The 16255-nt window shown below is 61.6% G+C and carries 16 protein-coding genes and 1 pseudogene; 3 read left to right on the forward strand and 14 right to left on the reverse strand.

The features are described from left to right. Positions 1-519 (reverse strand): annotated as a pseudogene (locus VGU61_RS04305) (hypothetical protein); the annotation flags it as partial. Positions 520-986: 467 nt separating this feature from the next. Here VGU61_RS04305 and VGU61_RS04310 point away from each other — a divergent pair. Next, on the forward strand, positions 987-2309 hold the full coding sequence (locus VGU61_RS04310) for a sorbosone dehydrogenase family protein (protein WP_326857866.1): 1323 nt from the start codon (positions 987-989) through the stop codon (positions 2307-2309). A 12-nt stretch (positions 2310-2321) separates the two neighbouring features. On the opposite strand, the gene VGU61_RS04315 is transcribed toward VGU61_RS04310, so the two are convergent. The 10 genes from VGU61_RS04315 to VGU61_RS04360 form a co-directional block, all read right to left on the reverse strand. Beyond that, positions 2322-2759: a universal stress protein gene (locus VGU61_RS04315; RefSeq protein ID WP_326857867.1), complete on the reverse strand. Its 438-nt coding sequence runs from the start codon at positions 2757-2759 to the stop codon at positions 2322-2324. Positions 2760-2944: 185 nt separating this feature from the next. Next, a complete protein-coding gene (locus tag VGU61_RS04320) occupies positions 2945-3367 on the reverse strand; it encodes a universal stress protein (RefSeq protein WP_326857868.1) in 423 nt (140 codons plus the stop codon). Between the two features lie 65 nt (positions 3368-3432). Further along, entirely contained in the window at positions 3433-4941 is a 1509-nt protein-coding gene (locus tag VGU61_RS04325; RefSeq protein WP_326857869.1) for a complex I subunit 5 family protein, read from the reverse strand. After that, positions 4938-6380 carry a complex I subunit 5 family protein gene (locus VGU61_RS04330; protein ID WP_326857870.1) on the reverse strand — a complete coding sequence of 481 codons (1443 nt, stop codon included), beginning with the start codon at positions 6378-6380 and terminating at the stop codon, positions 4938-4940. The genes VGU61_RS04325 and VGU61_RS04330 overlap by 4 nt, the downstream gene beginning before the upstream one ends. Then, a complete protein-coding gene (locus tag VGU61_RS04335) occupies positions 6373-6690 on the reverse strand; it encodes an NADH-quinone oxidoreductase subunit K (RefSeq protein WP_326857871.1) in 318 nt (105 codons plus the stop codon). Before VGU61_RS04335 ends, VGU61_RS04330 begins: the two co-directional genes overlap by 8 nt. After that, positions 6687-7370, reverse strand: a complete 684-nt coding sequence (locus VGU61_RS04340; protein ID WP_326857872.1) for an MnhB domain-containing protein — start codon at positions 7368-7370, stop codon at positions 6687-6689. The genes VGU61_RS04335 and VGU61_RS04340 overlap by 4 nt, the downstream gene beginning before the upstream one ends. A gap of 5 nt (positions 7371-7375) precedes the next feature. Then, positions 7376-7633 (reverse strand): Na(+)/H(+) antiporter subunit B, encoded by a 258-nt coding sequence (locus tag VGU61_RS04345; RefSeq protein WP_326857873.1) that lies wholly within the window; start codon positions 7631-7633, stop codon positions 7376-7378. Further along, positions 7630-7938, reverse strand: coding sequence for a monovalent cation/H(+) antiporter subunit G (locus VGU61_RS04350; protein WP_326857874.1), 309 nt, complete (start codon positions 7936-7938; stop codon positions 7630-7632). Before VGU61_RS04350 ends, VGU61_RS04345 begins: the two co-directional genes overlap by 4 nt. Continuing rightward, positions 7925-8209 (reverse strand): monovalent cation/H+ antiporter complex subunit F, encoded by a 285-nt coding sequence (locus VGU61_RS04355; RefSeq protein WP_326857875.1) that lies wholly within the window; start codon positions 8207-8209, stop codon positions 7925-7927. Before VGU61_RS04355 ends, VGU61_RS04350 begins: the two co-directional genes overlap by 14 nt. Continuing rightward, positions 8206-8679 carry a Na+/H+ antiporter subunit E gene (locus tag VGU61_RS04360; protein WP_326857876.1) on the reverse strand — a complete coding sequence of 158 codons (474 nt, stop codon included), beginning with the start codon at positions 8677-8679 and terminating at the stop codon, positions 8206-8208. Before VGU61_RS04360 ends, VGU61_RS04355 begins: the two co-directional genes overlap by 4 nt. Before the next feature lie 497 nt (positions 8680-9176). On the opposite strand from VGU61_RS04360, the gene VGU61_RS04365 reads away from it, so the two are divergent. Together VGU61_RS04365 and VGU61_RS04370 are read left to right on the forward strand one after the other, a co-directional pair. Next, entirely contained in the window at positions 9177-10958 is a 1782-nt protein-coding gene (locus tag VGU61_RS04365; RefSeq protein ID WP_326857877.1) for a thiamine pyrophosphate-requiring protein, read from the forward strand. Between the two features lie 297 nt (positions 10959-11255). Further along, positions 11256-12665, forward strand: coding sequence for a DUF2062 domain-containing protein (locus VGU61_RS04370; RefSeq protein WP_326857878.1), 1410 nt, complete (start codon positions 11256-11258; stop codon positions 12663-12665). A 19-nt stretch (positions 12666-12684) separates the two neighbouring features. On the opposite strand, the gene VGU61_RS04375 is transcribed toward VGU61_RS04370, so the two are convergent. The 3 genes from VGU61_RS04375 to VGU61_RS04385 form a co-directional block, all read right to left on the reverse strand. After that, positions 12685-14079, reverse strand: a complete 1395-nt coding sequence (locus VGU61_RS04375; RefSeq protein ID WP_326857879.1) for a hypothetical protein — start codon at positions 14077-14079, stop codon at positions 12685-12687. A gap of 118 nt (positions 14080-14197) precedes the next feature. Continuing rightward, entirely contained in the window at positions 14198-14980 is a 783-nt protein-coding gene (locus VGU61_RS04380; protein ID WP_326857880.1) for a slipin family protein, read from the reverse strand. 2 nt (positions 14981-14982) lie between these two features. Further along, the coding region (locus VGU61_RS04385; RefSeq protein WP_326857881.1) for a nodulation protein NfeD at positions 14983-16255 on the reverse strand (1273 nt) is incomplete at its 5' end.

Here is a 16255-nt window from a genome sequence, read left to right on the forward strand (position 1 = left end):
GGTTGCATAGTCACAGACCTTGTCGGCGCCGGGCAGCGGATCGCCGAACACATCATTGGAGCAGCGGATCGAGCCGGTCGCGGTACGCGTGGCGTAGACGCCATTCAAGCCGTAACGGACCTGACGCGTGCCGGTGAACGAGCACAGGCGCTCTTCGGTGGCGCAGCGTGTCCAGGTGGTTGATGTCACTGGCGCTGGAGCCGGTGCTGGAGCCGGTGCGGGTGCAGGAGCCGGAGCGGGTGCAGGCGCCGGTGCCGGCGCTGGTGCGGTGACCGTGGTTGCATAGTCACAGACCTTGTCGGCGCCGGGCAGCGGATCGCCGAACACATCATTGGAGCAGCGGATCGAGCCGGTCGCGGTACGCGTGGCGTAGACGCCATTCAAGCCGTAACGAACCTGACGCGTGCCGGTGAACGAGCAGGTACGCTCTTCGGTGGCGCAACGCGTCCATGTGGTTGTGGTTACCGGTGCAGCTACTTGCGTGACGGTCGCAAGATATTTGTTTTGCTCCGTTTGCATCGGTACTTCGGCGGATGCTGACACTGCGCTGCTGGATGTCATCGTCGAACCGGTTGCGAAGTCGGAACCATCGTTGTTTCCGCCACCACATGACGCCAGAAACAGCGTCGCAAGACTCGCACATGAAAGCGACCGCATATAGCTACGGCCCGAATACTCCCTGGACATGAAAATTTCCCCTCTTATAAACGTCAATTGATAATTCTCAAGAAACTCGAGAATTTCCAATCAGAGTTTTGCCGCAGCGAAATAGTTCCAAGCGGCAAGAAGGATTTAACATTTTGTTTCAATTGGGAATTTTGCGTTTACGCCACAGTGGGTAGTCGATTTGTCATGTCGGCTGTTATAGACAAATGCAGGAACAACAACTTCAAAATGTTGTCTTTCTGTCGTCCTTTGCCGTTCTCCTCATTGCGCATCTGTTATCGGACCCGGCGCCACTTCGCCGTTTCCGATGGAGACCTGTCATGAAAAGTCATACCCTGCGTGTCGCCCTTGCGGGCACATTCGTGCTGGGCGTCGCCTCCTGCGGCGACACGTCAAAGCTGCCGGCGAATGCCGATGTCGGTCCGAATCCCAAACTCGTTGACCCTGTCAAAAGCGCCATCCCGACTGTCAAGATCGCTCCGGCCAAGGGCTGGCCGGAAGGAAGCAAGCCCGTCCCGGCGGCAGGCATGGCGGTGAATGCCTTCGCCGGTGGTCTCGACCATCCGCGCTGGCTGCATGTGCTGCCCAATGGCGATGTGCTCGTTGCGGAATCGAACAAGCCGAAGAAAAAGGATGAACAGGGAGGTATCAAGAGCTGGATCACGAAACTGGTGATGAAGCGCGCCGGGGCCGGTGTGCCGAGCGCCGACCGCATCACCCTGCTGCGCGATGCCGACGGCGACGGCGTGGCCGAAACGCGGTCGGTATTCCTGCGGGATCTGTATTCGCCTTTCGGTATGGCGCTGGTGGGCAACGATCTGTATGTGGCCAATACCGATGCACTGGTGCGCTTTCCCTACAAGACCGGCGAAACAGTGATCGCCGCCGCCGGCGTGAAGGTTGCCGACCTGCCCGCCGGCGATATCAACCATCACTGGACCAAGAACGTCATTGCCAGCCGCGACGGCACACGCCTGTACGTGACCGTTGGCTCCAACAGCAATGTCGCCGAGAACGGCATGGAAAATGAGGTCAATCGCGCGGCCATTCTCGAAATCGACCCGAAGACCGGCGCCACGCGTCTGTTCGCGTCGGGTCTGCGCAATCCGAACGGACTGGCCTGGCAACCGCAAAGCGGCGCCCTGTGGACGACGGTCAATGAGCGCGATGAACTCGGCAGCGATCTGGTCCCCGACTACATGACCTCGGTGAAGGATGGCGGCTTCTACGGCTGGCCGTACAGCTATTTCGGCCAGAACGTCGATGCGCGGCCGCAGCCACCGCGCCCCGACCTCGTCGCCAGGGCCATCGTGCCCGACTATGCGCTCGGCGCGCATACCGCCAATCTCGGCCTGGCATTTTACGAGGCCGACCTGCTGCCGAAGAAATACCGCAATGGCGCGTTCATCGGCCAGCATGGCTCATGGAACCGCAAGCCGCTGTCGGGCTACAAGGTGATTTTCGTGCCGTTCGCCGACGGCAAGCCGGCAGGCATGCCGGAAGATGTGCTGACCGGCTTCGTCGATGCCGACGGCAACGCCCTCGGACGTCCGGCCGGCGTGGCGGTGGACCGCAAGGGCGCGGTGCTGGTGGCCGACGATGTGGGCAATATCGTGTGGCGGATTACGCCGGCCCAGCAATAAGCGACGGATTCATCATGAAAACACCAGGACGGGAATCGGGGTTTTCGCGATCACATTGTGTGTCTGGCTCGCGCCGAACATTTTTTCAAGCACACCGAAGTTGCCGCGCGTGGCCATGAAAATGACATCGCAACCGTACCGCTCCGCAACATCGATGATCTCCTGATACGGCGTTCGTGATTGCACCATGACCGGCTCGCAGGAGACGGCAGCCTGTCTTGCGGCGTTTATCAGGAATTCGAGATCCGCCCTGGCCTTCTCCCTGTTCCTGGCCTCATGCTCGGTGCCATCGGCGACGACATCCGGATTGAGGGAATGCATCAGTCTCGGCTCCGCCACGGCCAGCGCCACGATCGTGCTGCCGTGCAGTTGCGCCAACTTAATCGCCGCTTCGATCGGCTTCGCCGATAGTTCGGATCCTTCGGTCGGCACCAGTATTTTCTTGAACATGCCGTTCTCCCGGGGGATGGCATTGTGGAATGCGATATATTCGGGCAAGCGCCTTGCCCGCCCTTCTCGCCTGCCTCCGTGCCTCCGTGCGTCCGTGCCGGCGCCCGGAGGCAATGGGATGTGTCGCAGGACGTCAAGTTCCTTTTAGCCGCAATGGATGATGGACCATTGAGGGTGCGCTAGGATTACTTGATCAGGGTCACCGGCACGTCGACCTGGGTGACCACTTTTGTTGCCACGGACCCGATCATTGCACTGGCGACCGGCCCCATTCCCCGCGTTCCCATCACGATTCCGTCGCAACCGGACTCTTCCGCGTACTTTGTGATTTCGCTCGCAGCCGATCCAAGCCGGGTGTGAACCTGATAGGCAATCCCTGCATCGTCGAGAATCCGGCGCGCCGCTTGCACGGTTGTTTCCGTTTCAGCGGCTGCACGCTCGTTGACCTGATCCTGTGACAGCGTGCCATGCGTTCCGATCGGCATCGAATTTGCCACATAGAGCAACTCCAGCCGGCGCGTGGTGTTACTGCCGACAAGTGTTGCTGCATATCGGACGGCGCGGATCGCGCTATCCGATCCATCAAAGGGTACTAGGATTTTATTCATACCTGTTTCCTCCTGGGTGAATGCAATCTACGATATTCCCTGCAGTTCAATAAGCAAGGGGCGAACTACCTGGAAGGCATGTTTTCCCGTTCGGAGATCAGCTTTGCCCACGACAGCGGGCTCCATGCATGATCTGCCAGTACGGCGACCCCGACAATCGAGATGCCGCTGATCAACGGCGGAATCAGCAACAGGGAAGCGGTCTCCTGCCATCGCCGCCGAGGCATTTTTTCATCCGGCCAGTCGGCCGGCTCTTTTTTGAGCCATGCCCGGTACAGGATAGGTAGAAAATAGGCGACGTTCAGGATGCTTGATCCAATCAGGACCCAGCCGGCCCACGGCGCACCCGCCAGGTCGGCACCTTCGGACAAATAATGCTTGCTGACGTAGCCGGCTGTCAGCGGCGCGCCCATCATCCCGAGGGCGCCGAGACTGAATGCCGCCGTCGTCAGCGGCATACGCCGTCCGACACCGTCCATTTCACTGATCTTGTGGATGCCGAGCGTTTCGGCATAGTTACCCGCACAGAAAAACAAGGTGATCTTCATGATGCCCTGGTGCACAAGGTGTACCAGCCCGCCGATGGTTCCGACCGGACCGTACAGCGCCACGCCAAGGACGATATAGGACACCTGGCTGATCGTCGAAAACGCGAGCCGCCGTTTGAGGTCGTCCTGCCAAAGCGCGCGCAGCGACCCCCACAGGATGGTGATGCATGCCACGATCGCAAGCGGCGTCAGCAATTGCAGTGATTGCGCATAGTCGACGCCAAACACTTCGTACACCACGCGCATGACGCCGAACGCGCCCGCCTTCACCACTGCAACGGCGTGCAACAGGGCAGACACTGGCGCCGGCGCCACCATCGCGCGCGGCAGCCAGCCATGCAGTGGCACCAGCGCAGCCTTGACGCCCACACCAGCGATAAGCAGCAGAAAAATCAGGCGAAGCTCGTTTTCATGCCCCGCCCCCAATACCGACACCGAACCGCCATGCACGAAGTCCACCTGGCCGAGCAGCCCGTACAGCCATACCACCCCTGTCAGCAACACCGTGCCGCCGGTGAGCGTATAGGCGAGATAGATGCTGCCCGCCTTTAAGGATTCTTTCGTGCCGTTATGCACCACCAGCGGATAGGTGGACAAGGTCAGCAATTCATAGAAAAAGAAGAAAGTGAACAGGTTGCCGGCCATGGCAACACCGACCGTTGAGGTGACGCACAGGCTGAAAAAGCCGAAGAAGCGGCGTTGATCCCGAGCGCCCTTCAAATAGCCGATCGCATACAGCGTGGTCAGCAACCAGAGCGATGCGGACAGTGTCACGAACAGCATGGCAAGCGCATCCGCATGCAGGACCAGCTCCAGGCCAGGCAGTACGGCGTGGCGGAATACATACTCTTCCCCTTCCGCCACGCCCAACAGCATTCCGGCGATCAGCACCAGCTTGACAAGGGCGGCAGCAAGATTGAGCGCGGTGCGCGGACCGTTCCATGCCTCCGGCATGCCAAAAATGATCAAGCCGGCCACCAGGGAACTGGCCAGCATCAGCAGCGGCTGTGCCTCGTTCCAGGTCATGGCGCGCCCACCAGTCTCAACATGCCGGTAGCGTGGACACCCAACATCAGGCTTGCCATCGCCAGAAGGAACGGCGGCCATTCGACCATGAGCGGCAGCGGCAGGAAATTGGCGCTCTGCTCGGTTTTAAGGAACGCATGGCGCAATACCTTGAAAACGTATGTGGCTGTCAGCAGCCCGCCAGCGATGACCACCAATACCCATCCCCACTGGCCGCCGGCGATCGCGCCGTCGATCAACAGCCACTTGGCGAGAAAGCCGGCAGACGGCGGCAGCCCCATCAGCGACACGCCGGCCAGTGCGAAGGTAAATAGCGTCAACGGCAACCGGCTGGATATGCCGCCCAGTCTTGCAATATCGTCGTGGCCGGTGGACAGAATCACCGCGCCGGCGGCGGCGAACATCGCCGCCTTCGCCAGTCCGTGGGCGAACACCTGCAGGGCCACGCCCTGAAATGCGCTCTGTGCCGCCTCCGGCGGTGTCTGCGTCACCAGCGGAAACAGCAGGAAGAGGTAACCGATCTGGGCAACGGTGGAGTACGCCACCAGCAGTTTGAGCCGTGTCTGCCGCAGTGCCATCACCGAACCCCACAGGATGGCGCCTGCACCAAGCAGCCCAGGCAGCAACGCCATCGAGGGCGTCGCCAGCGGCATGAAAAGCGTCAGCCACAGGCGCGCGATCAGATAGAAGGAAGCCTTGATTACCAACGCCGAGAGCAATGCGGATACCGGCGCCGGCGCTCCGCCATGGGCTGGAGGAAGCCAGAAGTGGAAGGGAAAGAGCGCCGTCTTGAGCATCAGCCCGACCAGCATCAGGGCGCCTGCCAGCAGGATCGCATCGGGCGCGGTGTCCGTGATGAGCGGTTCCAGCACGGAGATCGATACGCTGCCGTAGACGCCGTAGATCAGCGCCACGCCCATCAGATAGGCGCCCGAACCGATGAGGGTCGCAAACAGGTAGCGCAGCGCAGCCACCAGCGATGCCCGACCGCCGGAGGAGGCGACAAGCCCGATCGCGGCCAAGCCCAGCAGCTCCAGAGTGACATAGAGATTGAATACATCGGCGGACAGAAACAACGCGTTCATTGCCGCCATCAGAAAACCAGTCAGCGGCCAGAAGTAGCGCACGCCTTCCGGATGTGCGGAAAAATAGGCACGGGCATAGAGCGCCAGCGGCAGCGCGATCAATTGCGCGAGCAGCAGCATCATTGCCGACAGCCCGTCGGCCAGCAAGCCGATGCCGAGCGGCACATCCCAGCCGCCGATCGCATGGGTCAGCACGCTGCCGCCGGCGACCTGACCGACGATGACCAACGCCAACGCCAACTGGGCCGACAGGCCGGCCAGCGCAATCCATCCTCCGCGTCCGGGTCCCATGAGGAAGGCCAGCGTTGCCCATGCCAGCGGCAGCAGGATCAGCCAGCTGGCGGGCTCAGTCATTCTTCTCCTTCTCGTCCATATCGGCAGTCAAGCGCATTTGACCGCCGAGATTCAGCAGCCGTCGCGCCAGTGCAAGTGCAAGCGCGGTCGCCGCGACCGACACGACGATACCGGTCAGCACCATCGCGTGCGGCACCGGATCGGTGGCACCGTCGCGCTGCCCAAGCCCGATCAGCACCAGGAACGTGCCGCTGCTCATGACGTTGAAGGCGATAATTTTCCGGATCAGGTGCGACTGCAGGATGACGCCGGCCACCCCGGTCGAGAACAAGGCAATGCCGGCAAGCGCGAATAGCAGTCCCTGGCTCATTCCTCCGTCTCCTCGTGCTCGTCCGGCAGCCACAGGAACAGGCCGGCCAATATCAGGCCGATGGAAAGCGTCAGCGCGGCTTCGATCAGCAGGATCAGCATGCCGGCATACTGCCGCGGATATTCAAGCAAGTTGCCATCCGTTGCGGCAGTCGTAAGAAGCGGATACGCGGCAACGGCGAGAAATACCAGAAAGCCGACCCCCAGACCGGCGCGGAGCAGCAGGTCGGGCGCCGTCCACGCCGGTATCACCCCGGCCAGGTAGAGGAGCACGCCGCAGGAAGCCAGCACCGCCCCGGCCTGAAAGGCGCCCCCGGCCTGATGCGATCCGGCCCATAACAGATAGCCTGCAACGACCACCATCAGCGGTGTCAGCGCGCGTGCAATCGATTGCAGCACGGCTTGCGGCGACCCGGATACGCGGACACCGCCGGTCTCCTGCTCGCCGGTCGCAGTCAGCACGCCGATCAATGCCAGCAGAAGCACGGCAATTTCGAGCAAGGTGTCGTAGCCGCGAAAGTTGAGCAGAACGGCAGTGACCGGATGCTCGACGCCGCTGTTGCCGATTTCCGCACCGACCTGCGGAGCCAGCCGCACAGGCGCCTCCGGGAGCTGCAGCACGGACAAGCCGATCATGACGCTCAGCGCGGCACTCAGCGCGATCACAATGAAGCGACGCATCCGGTTCATCGCCGCACCCGTTGCCCATAGGCGCGCAAATGTCCCACCGTGTCCAGAAGCAGCGCGCCGCTCAGGCCGGCGCCGATCGCCGCCTCCGCGAGAGCCACATCGAGAGCGCCGAGACGAGCCCATGCCAGCGCCATCAGCAAGCCAAACACGATGAACAGGAGCACCCCGCGAAAGAGGTCCTGCACGGTCACCGCGCGGACGGCGCTCCAAAGAAGTGCCGCTACGAGCAGCAGATCGAATACGATTCCGGTCATTGTTGCGGCCGTTCCCAGTGCGCGATGCCGCGCCGGCGAATACGGCGCGCAACCAGAAAGCTCGTTGCCGCGCTTGCGGCGAGCACCAGCATCCATACCAGGATCAGTTTCAAACCCGAGGCCGGATCATCGACCCTTGGCAGCAAGCCCAGCGTGGTGAAGCCGAGTCCGATGTTGTCCACCTTGGCCAGTGCATGCAAACGGGTATAGACATCGGGAAAGCGCAGCAGCGCGATCGTTCCCGCCAGGAAGAAGGCCGCGCCGATCAGCAAACAGGCGTTCCCGATTATCTCAATGGCGCTCATTTTCCGCCTCTCCCTGTTCATACCGCCATGCGCGTTGCGCGAAGGCCGCGCCGGAAATTGCGGCGAGCAATGCAAATACCAGGGCCGCGTCCACCAGGGAGCTGCCGCCGCCGGAATACGCCAGCAGAAGAAGGATTGCCACGCCGGTCGTCCCGAACAGCAATGCAGCCAGCAGCCGATCCGCGGATGTCGGACCACGCACTGCTCGCACCAATGCCACCATCAGGTTGGCGAACATGAATAAAGCAAGCATCAATGGCAGGCCGCTCATCGCAATTCCACCCCGAACATGCGAGCCACCTGCCATTCGGCGTTCATTACTTCCTCTTCGACCGGCAGCCGCGAATCGAGCACATGCAGCAACAACCGATGCTTATCCAGGCCCGCGCTGAGGGTTCCGGGCAAAAGACTCAATATGCTGACCAAAAATATTCGTTCGGTCTCATGTGGAAGACGCAGCTCCACCTCGACGATGGCCGGATGCAGGCTCATTCTCGGCATCAGTGCAATGGCGGCGACCTGTGCGCCTCCCTTGAGGGAGCGGCCCAGGAAAAAAATTAAAAACAACAGGAAACCGGTGATTGAGAATGCGATGGCGCGTCGCGGCTGCAGGCGCAAGCTGACCACGACAGCAAGCGCGACGACCACGAGTCCGAACAACCATGCGTCGGATCTGCCGCCGCTCATGATCCACCACACCAAGTACAGAAGTCCGGCGCGCACCACAACTGATTTCAGCATTGCATGTACTTTCCTGTCAGCGCGGAATGAAATGACGGCGCCAAGAAAATTCCGTCATCAGCAGGAATGCACCCCGGCCGGAAGCGGCACGATGTCTGATCATCGATCCGCGGCTCGTGTTTTTTCCACCTGATGAAGGCCTGCAATTTTCAACGGCCGTCAAACGATAACTAAATGACAGCATCCCGGAAATTTGGTTTAACGGACCGCCAAAAAACTCTGGGGGCAGTTTGTTTCTCCAGCAGGAGGCGCGCCTGGACGGGGCATCCGGGGAACGGCAAAAGCGTGGAAGTGGGGAAATCACTGAATCAATCACCGGAGCGCGGGTCGAAACGGGCTGATTGCAATATTGATATAGGGACCGCAAAGCACGGAGCTTCAAGCAGGAATCTGCAAGGAAGCATGCCCGGCAACCAATTTCAGACCGGAAATACCCGTCCCTATCGGTTTCCGAATGCACACAATTTTCGTCCACTTCATATGCACAGGAGCTTCAAATGACAATAACAGTCGGTGACTTTTTATTGCAGCGCTTGGCAGAGTGGAATATCCACCGCGTGTTCGGCTATCCGGGAGACGGCATCAACGGCATCATGGCCGCCTTCAACCGCCAGAACGATATCCAGTTCATCCAGACGCGACATGAAGAGCTCGCCGCCCTCATGGCGTGTGCGCACGCCAAGTTCACCGGCGAAGTCGGCGTTTGCCTTGCGACCTCGGGGCCGGGAGCGATTCATTTGCTGAACGGCTTGTACGACGCCAAGATGGATCATCAGCCGGTGGTCGCCATCGTCGGCCAGCAAAAGCGCGCATCGCTCGGCGGCGACTATCAGCAGGAAGTCGATCTGGTGTCGCTGTTCAAGGATGTGGCGAAGGACTATGTGCATATGGCCACCAGCCCCGAGCAGGTACGGCACCTGATCGACCGCGCGGTGCGCATCGCGCGCGACGAGCGAACCGTCACCTGCGTCATTCTTCCAAGCGATGTACAGGATCTCGATGCAGTGGAAGTGCCGTCGCGCGAGCATGGCAGCGTGCATTCCGGCATCGGCACGGTCGGTCGCAGCCTTGCCCCAGCACCCGACGCCTTGCAGGAAGCGGCCGATATCCTGAATAGCGGCAACAAGGTGGCCATTCTTGCGGGCGCGGGCGCGCTGCATGCCGGCGAGGAACTGATCGAGGTTGCCGAACTGCTCGGCGCCGGCATCGCCAAGGCACTGCTGGGCAAGGCCGCAGTGCCGGATGAACTACCTTTCGTCACCGGCACGATCGGCATCATCGGCACCAAGGCCAGTTTCGACATGATGAATGAATGCGATACCTTGCTGATGGTCGGCTCGAGCTTTCCGTACGCCGAATTCCTGCCAAAAGAGGGGCAAGCGCGCGGGGTGCAGATCGACATCTCGCCCAGGATGGTGAGTCTGCGCTATCCGATGGAGTGCAATCTGGTGGGCGATGCGAAGGAAACCCTGCGTGCCTTGATGCCCCTTGTAAAGCGCAAGGCCGATCGCCGCTGGCGCAGCAAGATCGAAGAAGGCGTAGAGGCGTGGTGGCGGGTGCTGGAAGCCAGAGCCATGGACCCGGCCGATCCGGTCAATCCGCAACGCGTCTTCTGGGAGCTCTCCCCGCGCCTGCCTGACGATTGCATCCTCACCTGCGACTCCGGTTCGGCCGCCGCCTGGTATGCGCTGGACCTGAAGATTCGCAGCGGCATGATGGCTTCCCTGTCGGGCGGCCTGGCAACCATGGGCTGCGGCGTGCCCTATGCGCTCGCCGCCAAGCTTGCCCATCCGGACCGGCCGGTGATCGCGCTGGTCGGTGATGGCGCGATGCAGATGAACGGCATCAATGAGCTGATCACCATCGGGGAATCCTGGCGGCAATGGCAGAATCCGCAACTCATCGTCCTGGTACTGAACAACCGCGATCTGAATTTCGTGACGTGGGAGCAGCGCGGGATGAAAGGCCAGCCGAAGTACGACACATCGCAGGTGCTGCCCGGATTTTCCTATGCCGACTATGCACGCATGCTCGGCCTCGAGGCGATTCGGGTCGAACAACCGGATCAGATCGTGCCGGCGTGGGAAGCCGCGCTGCAGGCAAACCGGCCTTGCGTGATCGACGCGATCGTGGATGCCAACGTGCCGCCCTTCCCGCCGCACATCAGCCGCTCGCAGGCGCAGGAATATTATTCCGCGATTGAAAAGGGCGATCCGAATGCGGAAGCGGTCAAGCGCGGAGCGGCCCGGCAGGGTTCGGAGTCGCCCGGTGGGAAATAAAACGGTATGGCGGGTCCATACAGGCGCGGTAATTATTGAATTGTCAGCAGACCGGCGCATATCCGCGTCCCGCGGTGCCGGTATGACCATGCCTGCGCGAATCGGCTATCCAAAATATACTTGTGCCTCTTTTTGCCGGGCAGGTCCGCACAGTGCTTTGACTTCGATAAAGGTACGGCGCGCAAAGACGAACATACTATGAAGTCCCGTGTGCGCGAAGCACTGCGTTTCCCGGCATGCCGACACCAGATGTAGGCAGGCCGGAGCCTGCCGCCATATCAGCCAGGAGTGGAATTGATGCGTAGCCCCCGTCTTTTCAAGCATTTGCCGACATCGGCGGCGCTACGGAACAATCGTTTTCTGAAACCCTTCAACCGCTACCTCGATCACCATTTCCTTTGGCAATTCAATCGGCGCGCGGTCGCCGGCGGCGTCGCCATCGGCCTGTTCTTTGGCTTCATGATTCCCTTTGCGCAGATCCTGTTCGCAGCAATCGGTGCAATCATCTTCCGCGTCAATCTGCCGGTCGCCGCCTTCAGCACCCTTGTTACCAATCCGCTTACATTTCCGCCGATCTATTATTTCGCTTACAAACTGGGCGGCTTTATTACCGGCAGCACCGATACCGACACCGCGCCCCTGCCAGGCGAAGCGGAAGAACTCGTGGCGCAGCAGACGGAAGTCATAGGCCTGTTCGCCAATCTCGTTGAATGGGCGCAAGGTGTCGGTCTTCCCCTGATCACTGGCCTGACGGTCCTCGCCGTGGTGTCCGCCGTGACCGAATATTTTCTGGTGAGCGGCCTGTGGCGCCTGCAGGCGATACGCCGCTGGCGCAAAAGAGGCCGGCGCCGCCCCCTGCTGCTGAATGTTTCCGGAGATGGGCCGGTGATCAAGATCACGCGCGATCGTGCGCTCGTCATCGGTTTGCTGAGCTTCATTGGCGTCGCGGCGGTGGACGTGGGAATCGAACCGCAGATCAGCCTGTTGTTGCTGCAACTGATTCCCGTGCTGTTCGTTACCTGGTTCGCCGGACCGCGATGGGGCATGCTCTTTGCCATCGCCCTGACAACCAACCAGGTGATCATGCGCGTGCTGGTGGACGAACAGCCGCCAATGGATGTGTACGGCATGATCGACATCGGCAGCGATCTCATTGCCATCGTGCTGCTTGTATGGCTGCAGTCGAAGTTGAGAGATGCGTTCGAGCAGGTGGAGAAATTGGCCAGGCATGATCCGTTGACCGGCATCCTGAACCGCAAGGGTTTCTATGAGGCGCTCCATGCGGAAACCGAACGGAGAAAGCGCTATGGGCATCCCATATCGCTGATTTATTTCGACTGCGACCATTTCAAGCAAGTCAACGACACGCTCGGTCACGACACCGGTGATTCCCTGCTGGTCCGGATCGCGCACACGCTGCACACCAACCTGCGCAGCGTCGATGCATCCGCCCGCCTGGGCGGCGACGAGTTCGCCGTCATGCTGCCCGAGACCTCCGCCGATGCAGTTAAAAACACCGTCACGCACCTGAAGACCAAGCTGGATGCCGAGATGCGTGCAAACAAGTGGCCGGTCAGCTTCAGCATGGGCGCGGCTACCTTCATCAATGCGCCCGGGAGTGTCGAAGAAGCGCTGGCCTGCGCCGACTCGCTGATGTACGAAGCAAAGCACGGCGGAAGAGACGCCATCATCTTCAAAACCTTTTAAGAGATCCCACTTCATCCCTTTACGGCGTTGGTACTTCCTCGATGAAACCGTCCGCGGTCAGCAGCGCGGGATTGTTGTCGGCGGAATGAGTGCCCGGTCCATTGTCAAAGCCGGCGATCAGCAGGTTGCCTTTCCAGCCCGCCAGCGATCGGATCTGGTTGTGGCGCGGCCCGGCGGAGAACGGCACCCGGCGAATCAGGCGGCCCTGCGCGTCGAGTATCGCCAACAGCGGCGCGGCGTCTTCCGAGATGCTTCCGCCCGATGGATTCTGGACATAGCCGGCGCTGCCGCCGACCAGAAAGCGCCCGCCGGCAAGCGGCGCGATATCGAAGATCACTTCGCCGCGATCGGCGTGCACGGTACGGTACGCCGCCACGCGCCGGGTAGCCGGCTGCACAAGGGCCACATAACCATCCCAGCCGCTGCCATCAGGAACGATTTCGCTGCGCACGCGTCCGGCCAGCGCAACCGAATCGCCCACCCACCGGATGGCGTGGATTTCAGATTTCTTCGCCGTATCGACGACCGTGGTCGTCAGCCGCACGCCATTGGGCGCAATCTGGGTCAGCAGCACGCCGTTGGCGAGTGCCGGGTCGAGCGGTTCGTTGAAATGCTGCGAATGGCCGTCGACGATCTCGGTCAGGCCGATGGCGACGGCAACCGCGATCTGCCCCTCGGCATTGACATCCATATGGACGTGCCATTGGTTGTCCAGCCCACCGAAAGGATCGAAGGTACCCGAGGTCAGGCCGACACCACCGATCGGCACACCGGGCTCGACGATCCTGCGCCATTGCGTATTGAAGCCACCCGCCGCGGAGTATCCGAGCCGATAGGCGACGACGGCATTGCGCCCTGTGCGCAGCACGAGAGCGGCGTCCTCGCCGATGGCGGCGACGCGCGCCGCATCCCGGGTGGCGAAGGGCACCAGCGATTGGGAATTGCGGATCACCAGCGTGTCGCCGACGAACGGATCGGTCGCGGCGTGCGGATCGGCGAAGTCGGCTTGCCTGAGCATCCTGCCCTCTTTGTCGAGCCGCACGAGGCGAATGCCGGTGCTGCTGGCGAGCACCACTGTCATGTCCTGCGACGGATGGTGCGTGGCGAAATCGATCAGCGACCATCCTTCCGGCGCGGCATAGGCGCCGGAAGCCGTGCTGCCTTCCCGCCTGATGACGAGGCGCCGGTCGGGCACGGCGACATTCGCCAGCGGACGCAGCTTCTCCGTCATCACGGTCCAGCCGCCGGCCGATGTGCGCAACTTGACGGCAGCGACGCCGGGCGTGGCGACGCTGACCGGAGGCGGCGGTTCGAAGCCGCTGCCAATGCTGACGCTGCCGCCGCAGGCGGTCAGCGTGGCGGTGAGAAAACCTGACCAGAGCAGGCGTGAGCGGAGTAGGCGAGAAGTCGGCATGGCATTGAAATATGAATCAAAGCCGACATGATAGGCAGCAGCCGCCGCCGTGACTGTGTGGAAATTGTCAGCAGTTTGAACGGCGAAATTACAATTTCACGACATATGGCGGATACCCTCAGCGCTCGCTGCGCGGCATCTTCGCCTGCAGTTCCGCCATGCCCGTCAGCAGCTCGATCGGCAAGGGGAACACGATGGTCGATGCCCGGTCGCCCGCGATCGTGCTCAGCGTCTGCATGTAGCGCAGTTGCATCGCGCCCGACTGCCGGGACAGCACCTGCGCCGCCTGCATCAGCTTTTCGGATGCCTGCAGTTCGCCCTCCGCATGGATTACCTTGGCGCGGCGCTCCCGCTCCGCCTCCGCCTGCCGCGCGATGGCACGTATCATCGATTCGTCGAGGTCGACATGCTTGATCTCGACATTTGCCACCTTGATGCCCCAGGCATCGGTCTGCGCATCGAGCACCTGCTGGATATCCAGGTTCAGCCGCTCGCGCTCGGCCAGCATGTCGTCGAGTTCGTGCTTGCCCAGCACCGCGCGCAACGTCGTCTGCGCCAGCTGACTGGTGGCTTCGAAGAAATTGGCGACCTGGATGATGGCCTTTTCCGGATCGACGACGCGGAAGTAGAGGACTGCATTCACCTTTACCGACACGTTGTCGCGGGAAATCACATCCTGGGTTGGTACGTCGAGCACGATGGTACGGAGGTCCACGCGCACCATCTGCTGCAGCACCGGAATGATGATGATCAGCCCCGGCCCCTTCACGCCCCAGAAGCGGCCGAGCTGGAAGACGACGCCGCGTTCGTATTCCCGCAGCACGCGGATGGACATGGCCAGCAGGATGATGAGCGCGATCAGGGGGATGATCAGTCCGGCGATGCTGAAGTCGAAGTACATGGTTATTCTCCTTGTTCGTTAGGGCCGACGGGAACGACCCGCAGTACCAGTCCATTGCGCGCAACGACACGCACTCTTTGCATGCGATGCAGCGGCGCATCGCTGACTACCCGCCACGTTTCGCCGTGAATATGCGCCCACGCTTCGTGCGGCGTCACGTCCACGACATCCGCCAGGCTGCCGATCATGTCTCCCGGTCCCGCCCTGACGGCAAGGCGGCGGGTTTTCAATGCCACGCCGGCGATGGCGGCGACGAACAACGCGCTTACGACCGCGATACCGGCGATCAACCCGAGCGGAATGCCATAACCCGGCACATCGGTGTCGATAAGAATCAATGCACCGGCCACGAACGCCGCGATGCCGCCAAGGCCGAGCGCGCCGAAACTGGGCAGGAAGGCTTCCGCCAGCAGGAAAGCCATCCCGAGGATGATCAGCGCCAGCCCCGCATAGTTCACCGGGAGCAGTTGCAAGGCATAGAGGCCGAGCAGCAGGCAGATGCCGCCCACCACACCCGGCACCACCATGCCGGGGCTCATGAACTCGAACATAAGTCCATAGATGCCGATGGTCATCAGAATCAACGCAATGCTCGGGTTGGTGATCGCGGCGAGCAACCTGGCGCGCCAGTCCGGTTGCGCATCGATGACCGAAGCCCCTGCGGTATGCAATTGCCTCGTCTGTCCGAGAACAGTCAACGATGTGCCGTCGAGCTGCTTCAGCAGCGCCGGCACATCGGCGGCAACGTGATCGACGACCTTGAGCTTCAATGCCTCATCGGACGGCAGGCTCACCGCCTCGCGCACCGCGCGTTCGGCCCAATCCGCATTGCGGCCCCGCATTTGGGCCAGTCCGCGGATGTAGGCGGCGGCATCGTTCACCTGTTTGCGGGTGGAAGGCGAGGTTGTCGCCTGGTCCGCGCCACGATTTTCATCGGCGCTTTTCCCCGCATCCTTGTCCACGCCATCCTTATCCCGCTCGGCGGGCGGCTTCACCCGCTCCGGCTCCATGCCGCCGAGCGCGACCGGTGTCGCTGCGCCGAGATTGGTGCCGGGCGCCATGGCCGCGATGTGACTCGCATACAGGATATAAGTGCCGGCGCTGGCGGCGCGTGCCCCGCCCGGAGCGACATAGCCCGCAACCGGAACAGGCGATGCAAGGATCGCTCTGATAATCGACCGCATCGAGGTATCCAGGCCGCCCGGCGTATCCATCCGGAGAATGACGAGTTGACTGCCCTCCTTCGCTGCGCGCGCGATGCCGCGGACTGCATAG

The organism is Noviherbaspirillum sp. (assembly GCF_035944575.1).
Lineage (GTDB): Bacteria > Pseudomonadota > Gammaproteobacteria > Burkholderiales > Burkholderiaceae_D > Noviherbaspirillum.

Bases quoted from the DNA above. Each gene is read 5' to 3' on its own strand.
- VGU61_RS04310 (WP_326857866.1), top strand. From the start codon at position 987: ATGAAAAGTCATACCCTGCGTGTCGCCCTTGCGGGCACATTCGTGCTG.
- VGU61_RS04315 (WP_326857867.1), bottom strand. From the start codon at position 2,759: ATGTTCAAGAAAATACTGGTGCCGACCGAAGGATCCGAACTATCGGCG.
- VGU61_RS04320 (WP_326857868.1), bottom strand. From the start codon at position 3,367: ATGAATAAAATCCTAGTACCCTTTGATGGATCGGATAGCGCGATCCGC.
- VGU61_RS04325 (WP_326857869.1), bottom strand. From the start codon at position 4,941: ATGACCTGGAACGAGGCACAGCCGCTGCTGATGCTGGCCAGTTCCCTG.
- VGU61_RS04330 (WP_326857870.1), bottom strand. From the start codon at position 6,380: ATGACTGAGCCCGCCAGCTGGCTGATCCTGCTGCCGCTGGCATGGGCA.
- VGU61_RS04335 (WP_326857871.1), bottom strand. From the start codon at position 6,690: ATGAGCCAGGGACTGCTATTCGCGCTTGCCGGCATTGCCTTGTTCTCG.
- VGU61_RS04340 (WP_326857872.1), bottom strand. From the start codon at position 7,370: ATGCGTCGCTTCATTGTGATCGCGCTGAGTGCCGCGCTGAGCGTCATG.
- VGU61_RS04345 (WP_326857873.1), bottom strand. From the start codon at position 7,633: ATGACCGGAATCGTATTCGATCTGCTGCTCGTAGCGGCACTTCTTTGG.
- VGU61_RS04350 (WP_326857874.1), bottom strand. From the start codon at position 7,938: ATGAGCGCCATTGAGATAATCGGGAACGCCTGTTTGCTGATCGGCGCG.
- VGU61_RS04355 (WP_326857875.1), bottom strand. From the start codon at position 8,209: ATGAGCGGCCTGCCATTGATGCTTGCTTTATTCATGTTCGCCAACCTG.
- VGU61_RS04360 (WP_326857876.1), bottom strand. From the start codon at position 8,679: ATGCTGAAATCAGTTGTGGTGCGCGCCGGACTTCTGTACTTGGTGTGG.
- VGU61_RS04365 (WP_326857877.1), top strand. From the start codon at position 9,177: ATGACAATAACAGTCGGTGACTTTTTATTGCAGCGCTTGGCAGAGTGG.
- VGU61_RS04370 (WP_326857878.1), top strand. From the start codon at position 11,256: ATGCGTAGCCCCCGTCTTTTCAAGCATTTGCCGACATCGGCGGCGCTA.
- VGU61_RS04375 (WP_326857879.1), bottom strand. From the start codon at position 14,079: ATGCCGACTTCTCGCCTACTCCGCTCACGCCTGCTCTGGTCAGGTTTT.
- VGU61_RS04380 (WP_326857880.1), bottom strand. From the start codon at position 14,980: ATGTACTTCGACTTCAGCATCGCCGGACTGATCATCCCCCTGATCGCG.